The organism is Micrococcus sp. MS-ASIII-49, assembly GCF_000946635.1.
Classification (GTDB): Bacteria; Actinomycetota; Actinomycetes; order Actinomycetales; family Micrococcaceae; genus Micrococcus; species Micrococcus luteus.
Genome location: NZ_JXSP01000041.1, coordinates 1 through 7,229 on the forward strand (window position 1 = coordinate 1; position 7,229 = coordinate 7,229).

The window sequence follows — 7,229 nt, forward strand, 5'->3', positions numbered from 1 at the left end:
GCCGCCACATCGCAGGGCTCGTCGTCTGGTGGGGGTGCGGCGAGCGTGCGGGGAGGGGCGGTCAGTCGGCGCGGCTGCGGCGGAAGGCCGTGCCGAGCGCACCCCACAGCAGGACCGCGGGGGAGGCGCTGAGCAGGATCCCGGCCGGCTCGGCCGCCGGGTGGGGGCCGGCGCCGCTGGTCGCGGGGGTGTCGAGGGTGAGGGCCAGCAGCGTCAGCCCGACCGCCAGGCCCGCGACGCCCAGGGACCAGAGCGTGGCCTCCACGCCGCGGGCGCCGCGCGGTGCGGGCCGGGGTGCGCCGTCGTACCGGACGAACGGCACGGCGAGCAGCCCCCAGGCGGCGGACACGAGCGCTGCGGCGGCCATGTCCGACGGCCGGTGCCAGGCCTCCGTGTAGGCGACGGCGCCGGTGCAGGCGCTGACCACGGCGCCGAGGACGGTGGTGAGCGGTCGCCACCGGGCGGGCACGAGCAGCAGCGCGGCCACCGCGGCGCCCGTCGCGAGCGTCATGTGGCCCGAGGGCAGTGAGTTGCCGCCGGACCACGGGACCCCGTCGGCGTGCTCGGGCCGCGGAAGCGCCGCCTTGAGCAGCTGCGTGGTGAGGTTGGACCCGGCCAGCACGAGGAGGGCGAGCAGCCCCCGCCGCCGCCACCGGGCCACGGCGAGCGCGCCGAGCGAGGCCAGCGCCATGCCGACCGCCAGTCCGAGCGGCAGGATCCGCACCACCTGGGAGGCCACGTCCGGCACGGTGTCCCCGTAGCGCTCCTCGACGGCGCGGAACACCTGGTACTCGAGCACCTGGCCGGCGGAGGACCACACCAGGGCGGCGTAGACCAGCACGACGCCGGCCACGCACGCGGCCAGCGCCAGCCACCACGTCCACGAGGGGAGGCGGCGGGGGGCGCGGGCGGTGGGGGGCATGGGTTCCATTGTGTCGGACGCGCAGCCGTCATGCAGGCTTCATCGGACGGTCACGCCCCCGTCGCCGCCCCGTCCTCCGCGCCTCTGAGCCGCCTGCCTAGCCTGGGGCCATGACCCGCGTGCCCCCCGCCCACGGACATCGCCCGGCCCTCCGCGACTCCACCGGCTCGGCCCCCGGCCCGGGTGCCGAGCCGGGCGCCCGGCCCCGTCTCTCGGCCGAGGACCTGCTGGCCGCCCGGGACGCCCTGGCCCCGTTCGGCCGGCTGAGCCGGCAGGAGCCCATCGAGTGGGCCGCCGAGGAGCCCCTCGCCCCGGACCTGGCCGACTTCTACCGCTACGTGGGGCCGGAGTGGCTGGAGATCGACACCCTCGGCCTGCCCGTGATGTTCTTCCCACTGGACCGCCTGTGGGACGAGCAGGCCGGCTACCGGTGGAACCACCGCACCGGTGCGCTGCTGGTGGACTGGAACGAGGACTGGACGGTGGTGGCCAAGCAGGGCGCCGACCCGTTCATCCACGCGGCCTCCACCGGCCAGGTGCTCATGGCCCCGGGAGACGAGGGCTGGGAGGACCGCCTGGACGAGCCGCGACCGGTCTTCGGGGACCTCACGGAGATGACCCGCGCGCTCGCGGCCGTGGGCACGGCGTGGGCGCGCTTCGACGACCCGTTCACCGCCGACTGGCACCTCACCGAGGAGGTGACGGCCGCCGTCGTCGCCGGCCTGGAGGGGGCGCTCGGCGCCCACGACCGCGCCGTGGACCTGGCCCGTGCCCTCGGCTACCTCCGCGCCGTCTGAGCGTCGGCGCCGACACAGACAGTCCCACCCCGCGGCGCCCGTCGGAACGGGAGCCGAGCGCCCTTTCTACACTGGCCGCATGAGCACCGCCCCCGCCCTGCCCCCGCTGCCCGGCGCGCCGGGCGGTCCCGCCCTGCCGAGCGTCGAGGAGCTGCTGGCCGACGCCGTCGCGGTCGCCGTGCCGATGCGCGTGCGGTTCCGCGGCACGGACCTCCGCCACGCCCTGCTGCTGCGCGGCCCGGCGGGCTGGGCCGAGTTCTCCCCGTTCCCGGAGTACGGTCCGCACGAGTGCGCCGCGTGGCTGGCCGCCGCGATCGAGACCGGCTGGCAGGGCTGGCCCGCCCCGGTCCGCGAGACGGTCCCCGTCAACGCCACCGTGCCCGCGGTGGACGCGGACGACGTCGAGGCCGTCCTGGCCCGCTACGGCGACGGCATCACCGCGGTCAAGGTCAAGGTGGCCGAGCACGGACCCGAGGGCGGTCTCGTCCCCGGCGGCCGCGGGGCCGACCTGGCCCGCGTGCGGCGGGTGCGCGCGCTGCTGCCCCACGCGCAGGTCCGCGTCGACGCCAACGCCGGCTGGACGCCCGCCGAGGCCGTGGACGTGCTCACCGAGCTGGCCGACGTCGGCCTCGAGTACGCCGAGCAGCCCGTGCCCGGCATCACCGACCTCGCGGAGGTCCGCGCGGAGCTGCGCGCTCGGGGCGTGGCCACCCCGATCGCCGCGGACGAGGCGGTCCGCAAGGCCGAGGACCCGCTCGCCGTCGCGGCCGCCGGGGCCGCGGACCTGATCGTGGTGAAGGTCCAGCCGCTCGGGGGCGTGCGCCGCGCCGCGGCGATCGTGGCGGCCGCGGGGCTGCCCGCGGTGGTCTCCTCCGCGCTGGACACCTCCGTGGGCATCGCCGGCGGCGCCGCGCTCGCCGCCTGCCTGCCGTCCCTGCCGCACGCGTGCGGGCTCGGCACCGCGGCCCTCTTCGAGCACGACGTCGTCGCCCCGGCCTGGCGCCCGCGCGCGGGGGCCCTCCCGGCACCGGGGGAGCGGGCACCCGCCCCCGACCCGGAGCTGCTCGACCGCATCCGGGCGGACGGGACGCGGCAGGCGTGGTGGGCCGACCGCCTGCGCGCGGCCCACGCGGTGCTGGCCGCGCAGGGCTGACGAGCCCGCCCGGTCCCCGTCGACGCGGGGCATGTGAGCCGGATTACAGCATGTCGACGGGGCGAAATCCGGCGGCCGGGAAGAGTTCAACTCGCGGCCACCTGGGCGTGGCTCGCCGCTCGGAGCGAGGGGCCAAGGTGATGGCGGCCCCGGCCGGTCTCACCCCGGGGTCGTCTCCGGCCCGGCACCGGACCCCGGACCATCCCCACGACGCGAAGGACCCCGTCATGCTGAAGCGCCTCCTCCCCATGGCCGGCCACACCCGTGGCAACCGCTCCGCCGTCACGTGCGAGCTCAAGTGCGGCAACGCGTGCGCCCACCCGGTGCCCAACACCTCGGCGAACCCGACCTTCCAGCAGATCGCGGAGACCGCCATCTCGCGCCGCTCCGCCCTGGTCGGCGGCACCGGTCTCGCCGCCGCCGTCGTCATCGGCTCCCAGGTGGCCCAGGCCCCCGAGGCGCTCGCGGACAACGGCCGGCGCCCGACCGGCGGCGGCAAGCTCCCCTTCGAGCCCATCGCGCCGGTGAGCCGCACCGTGGACACCATGACCGTGCCGGAGGGCTACGACTGGGGCACCGTGATCCGCTGGGGCGACCCGCTGTTCGCCGACTCCCCGGAGTTCGACATCGAGCACCAGACCGGTGCGTCGCAGGCCGCCCAGTTCGGCTACAACAACGACTACCTGAACATCATCACCGACGGCGGCAACGACCGCTCCGGCTACCTCGTCTCCAACCACGAGTACACCAACGAGAACATCATGTTCTCCCCGGAGTACATCGCCTCGAACTTCGAGGACGTCGTCAACGTCGGCCTCCAGGCCCACGGCCTGTCCATCGTGGACCTCAAGCGCGCCAAGCGCGGCGCCCCGTGGGAGTACGTCCGCGGCGGCCGCCGCAACCGCCGCATCACCGGCACCACCGAGTTCGAGGTCCGCGGCCCGGCCGCCGGCCACGCGCTGCTCAAGACCGTCGAGGACCCGACCGGCACCCGCGTGCTGGGCACCCTGAACAACTGCGCCGGCGGCACCACCCCGTGGGGCACCGTGCTCTCCGGCGAGGAGAACTTCAACCAGTACTTCAAGGGCCGCGGCACGGCCGAGGAGAAGCGCTACGGCATCTCCGCCGCCGCCACCAGCCGCGGCTGGGAGAAGGTCCACGACCGCTTCGACCTGACCAAGCCCGGCTACGAGAACGAGGCCAACCGCTTCGGCTGGGTCGTCGAGATCGACCCCGAGGACCCGACCTCCACGCCCGTGAAGCACACCCTCCTGGGCCGCTTCAAGCACGAGGCCGGCACCGCCGTGATCTCCCCGTCCGGCCACGCCGTGGTCTACTCCGGCGACGACGAGCGCCACGACTACCTGTACAAGTTCGTCTCCGCCGAGAAGGTCCGCGAGGGCGACAAGAAGCACAACATGCGCCTGATGGACAAGGGCACCCTCTACGTGGCCAAGTTCTCCGGCGACTCCCCGGCCGCCCAGATCGACGGCAGGGGCACCCTGCCCTCGGACGGCGCCTTCGACGGCTCCGGCGAGTGGATCGCCCTGGCCGACGAGAAGACGTCCTTCGTCCCGGGCATGTCCCTGGCCGAGGTCCTCGTCTACACCCGCCTCGCGGCAGACAAGATGGGCGCCACCAAGATGGACCGCCCGGAGGACGTCGAGACCAACCCGGTCACCGGCAAGGTCTACGCGGCCCTGACCAACAACACCAAGCGCACCGCCGTGGACGAGGCCAACCCGGTCATCGGCAACCGCGACGGCCACGTCATCGAGATCACCGAGCGGGGCGGGGATCACACCTCCACCACCTTCACCTGGGTCATCCTGCTGCTCGCCGGCGACCCGGCGGTCTCCTCCTCGGCCTACTTCGCCGGCTACCCGAAGGAGAAGGTCTCCCCGATCTCCTGCCCGGACAACCTGGCGTTCGACTCCGAGGGCAACCTCTGGATCTCCACCGACGGCCAGCCCGGCACCATCGGCTACGCCGACGCGCTGCACAAGGTCACCCTCGACGGCGCCGAGCGCGGCCGCGTCCAGCAGTTCCTCGCCGTCCCCCGCGACGCCGAGACCTGCGGCCCCGTGATCCACGACCGCGACAACTCCGTGTTCGTCAACGTCCAGCACCCGGGCGAGGACGGCACCTGGGGCGCGCACACCTCCTCCTTCCCGGACTTCCTGAGCCCGACCGGCCCGGTCCAGGTGGGCGACAAGGTCGCGGCCCCGCGTCCGTGCGTCGTCCAGGTGTTCAACGCCACCGGGAACAACGGCATCGGCAAGGGCGCCGGCAAGGAGAAGGGCAACAAGGGCAAGGGCAACGGCAACGGCAACGGCAAGGGCAACGGCAAGGGCAACGGCAACGGCAAGGGCCCGAAGGGCTGACCCCCGCCTCCGCGAGGACCCTCGACGAGGCCGTCACGGCCGGCGCCACCGCGTCACCGTGGCGGCCTCGCCGCGTCCGGGGCCCGTCCGCGCCCGGGCCTAGACTGGTGGCCACCATGACCTCCGTCGACTCCCTCTCCGTGGCACGCGCCGTCGCCACCGCCCTGATCGACGCCGGCATGCGGGACGCGGTGGTCTGCCCCGGCTCCCGCTCCGCCCCGCTGGCCTACGCGCTCGCGGCCCTCGAGCGCGCCGGCGAGGTCCGCCTGCACGTGCGGGTGGACGAGCGCTCGGCCGGCTTCCTCGCCCACGGGCTCTCGCTGGCCTCGGGGCGCCCGGTGGGCGTGCTGACCACCTCGGGCACCGCCGTCGGGAACCTGCTGCCCGCCCTGATGGAGTCCATCCACGCCGGCACGCGCGTGATCGCGCTGACCGCGGATCGTCCGCCCGAGCTGCACGGCACCGGCGCGAACCAGACCACGGACCAGAGGGGCGTGTTCGGCACGCACGTCCGCCATGCCGCCTCCCTCGGCTGCGACGCCGCCGACGGCGTGGATGCCGAGCAGCATCTGCGCCACGTGCGGGCCACCGTGCGCCGGGCCCTGCTGGCGGCCGAGGGGGTCGTCGCCGAGGCCGGTTCCGACGACGGCGCGCCCGGTCCGGTGACGATGGCAGAGGCCCCGGCCGGGCCGGTCCACCTGAACCTGCACTTCCGCGACCCGCTCGTGCCGAGTCCTGAGGAGGCGGCCGCCATGGGCGCCGCCGCGGCGCCGCACACCCCTGCTCCGGCCGTCGCCCCGACCGGCGCGAGCCCGGCCGCCGCCGCGTCGGCCTACCGGGCGCCCGGGGCGGTGCTCTCGGGGCTGCCCGAGCTGGACGTCGCCCGCCTGGACCAGCGGCGCACCGTCGTGCTGGCCTGCCACGGCGCCGGCCCCGTGGCCGCGGCCTTCGCGCTGTCCCTGGGCCTGCCCCTGCTGGCCGAGCCGTCGTCGAACGCGCGGTTCTCCGCCAACGCCATCGCCGCCTATCCGCTCCTGCTGGGCGCGGCCGGCGGGCGCGACGCGGACGCACACCCCCTTGCCGCCCGCATCGAACGGGTCGTGCTGTTCGGCCGGCCCACGCTCACCCGGACGGTCAACGCCCTGCTGGCCCGCCCCGACGTCGCCACGGCCCTGCACGCCCCCGAGCCCGCACCATGGTTCGAGCCGGGCCGGCGCCGGGAGACGCCCGTGGAGACCCTCGAGGAGCTCGCCGCCTTCGCCGGGCAGGGCGAGCCCGGCTGGCTCGCCGCGTGGCAGCACGCCTCGATGCGCGCCCAGGCCGCCGTGGAGGACGCGCTCGTCACCACCGACGCCGGCGACCGGCTCAGCCCGCAGACGGTGGCGCACGTGAGCGCCGCCATGGTCCGGGGTCCGCTCGTGCTGGGCTCGTCCTCGGTGATCCGGGACGTGGACCTGACCTGGCGGCCCCCCTCGGCGCCGGACGCGGAGGTGTACGCCAACCGCGGGCTCGCCGGGATCGACGGGACCGTCTCCACGGCCGCGGGCGTCGCACTGGCGCGCGGACGGCGGACCGTGGCCCTGCTCGGCGACCTCACCGCCCTGCACGAGGCGGGCGGCCTGCTCGTGGGCCCCACCGAGACCGAGCCGGACCTCGACCTCGTGGTCGTCAACGACGACGGCGGGGCGATCTTCGCGAGCCTCGAACACGGGGCCGTGGCCGAGGCGCCCGGCATGGCGGACCCCGTCGAACGGCTCTTCGGCACCCCGCACGGCGTGGACCTGGCCGCCCTGGCCGCCGCGTACGGCCTCCCGCACACGCGGGTCACCGACCGCGTCGACCTCGTCCGGGCCCTGTCCGACCCGGTGCGCGGCCGGCGTCTGCTCGAGGTCCGCTGCGACCGCGCCGACCGCCCGCGCGTCGCCGCCGCCCTGGCCGCGGCGGTGCGCGCCACGTTCCCGCCCGCGTGCCCC

General features: G+C 75.7%; 5 protein-coding genes. 4 read left to right on the plus strand and 1 reads right to left on the minus strand.

Translation table 11 applies throughout. From position 1 onward, the window contains the following. Positions 1-61 precede the first annotated feature (61 nt). The gene (locus SJ20_RS03000; RefSeq protein ID WP_044658908.1) at positions 62-922 is read right to left on the minus strand and encodes a phosphatase PAP2 family protein; all 861 of its coding nucleotides are present in this window, start codon (positions 920-922) and stop codon (positions 62-64) included. 110 nt (positions 923-1,032) lie between these two features. Here SJ20_RS03000 and SJ20_RS03005 point away from each other — a divergent pair, with 110 nt between their 5' ends. The 4 genes from SJ20_RS03005 to menD form a co-directional block, all read left to right on the plus strand. Further along, on the plus strand, positions 1,033-1,719 hold the full coding sequence (locus tag SJ20_RS03005) for a hypothetical protein (RefSeq protein WP_044658909.1): 687 nt from the start codon (positions 1,033-1,035) through the stop codon (positions 1,717-1,719). A gap of 79 nt (positions 1,720-1,798) precedes the next feature. Further along, positions 1,799-2,872 carry an o-succinylbenzoate synthase gene (locus SJ20_RS03010; protein ID WP_044658910.1) on the plus strand — a complete coding sequence of 358 codons (1,074 nt, stop codon included), beginning with the start codon at positions 1,799-1,801 and terminating at the stop codon, positions 2,870-2,872. 227 nt (positions 2,873-3,099) lie between these two features. Beyond that, positions 3,100-5,256, plus strand: coding sequence for a PhoX family phosphatase (locus tag SJ20_RS03015; RefSeq protein WP_170721456.1), 2,157 nt, complete (start codon positions 3,100-3,102; stop codon positions 5,254-5,256). Between the two features lie 116 nt (positions 5,257-5,372). Beyond that, the coding region (gene menD, locus SJ20_RS03020; RefSeq protein WP_044658911.1) for a 2-succinyl-5-enolpyruvyl-6-hydroxy-3-cyclohexene-1-carboxylic-acid synthase at positions 5,373-7,229 on the plus strand (1,857 nt) is incomplete at its 3' end.

What these genes read in the sequence shown, in the direction of transcription:
- SJ20_RS03015 (WP_170721456.1), top strand. Translation starts at nt 3,100, where the DNA reads ATGCTGAAGCGCCTCCTCCCCATGGCCGGCCACACCCGTGGCAACCGC.
- SJ20_RS03005 (WP_044658909.1), top strand. Translation starts at nt 1,033, where the DNA reads ATGACCCGCGTGCCCCCCGCCCACGGACATCGCCCGGCCCTCCGCGAC.
- SJ20_RS03010 (WP_044658910.1), top strand. Translation starts at nt 1,799, where the DNA reads ATGAGCACCGCCCCCGCCCTGCCCCCGCTGCCCGGCGCGCCGGGCGGT.
- SJ20_RS03000 (WP_044658908.1), bottom strand. Translation starts at nt 922, where the DNA reads ATGCCCCCCACCGCCCGCGCCCCCCGCCGCCTCCCCTCGTGGACGTGG.